The sequence below is a fragment of the Pseudoalteromonas sp. XI10 genome (genome assembly GCF_001469895.1).
Classification (GTDB): Bacteria; Pseudomonadota; Gammaproteobacteria; order Enterobacterales; family Alteromonadaceae; genus Pseudoalteromonas.
The window spans coordinates 1-506 of sequence record NZ_LOPY01000035.1 but is presented as its reverse complement, the minus strand read 5'-3'; the positions used below and the strand labels follow the sequence as shown (position 1 = coordinate 506).

The following is a 506-nucleotide window of genomic DNA, read 5'->3' as shown; positions in this document are numbered from 1 at the left end:
AACCCCTGTTACCGCCGTGAAAGGGCGGTGTCCTAGGCCTCTAGACGATGGGGACACAAAATGTGTCACTAGGACAACTGAATAGTTAGACTCGATTCAGACGAGCTTTTAATAACACAACACTTTTAGTAAGTGGCGTCCCCAAGAGATTCGTACTCTTGATAACGTCGTGCATAGATTGCGCGGTGTTCACCGCCCCACTACACATAACCTACTTAAATAAGTGGCGTCCCCAAGGGGATTCGAACCCCTGTTACCGCCGTGAAAGGGCGGTGTCCTAGGCCTCTAGACGATGGGGACACATAATGTGTCACTAGGACATTAAATGATAGTTTGACTCATATCGGAGTTAAGGTTACTAAAATAACATGTAAGTACTCGAGACCAACATATTTATTTTCTTGGCAATTGCTCACTTACTTTTAGTAAGTGGCGTCCCCAAGGGGATTCGAACCCCTGTTACCGCCGTGAAAGGGCGGTGTCCTAGGCCTCTAGACGATGGGGAC

Annotated in this window: 2 tRNA genes; both read right to left on the bottom strand. The window is 47.8% G+C overall.

The annotated features are described in order from the left end of the window. Nucleotides 1–224: 224 nt before the first annotated feature. Nucleotides 225–300, bottom strand: a tRNA-Glu gene (locus AUR67_RS07125). Between the two features lie 130 nt (nucleotides 301–430). Then, nucleotides 431–506: transfer RNA gene (locus tag AUR67_RS07120), tRNA-Glu, on the bottom strand.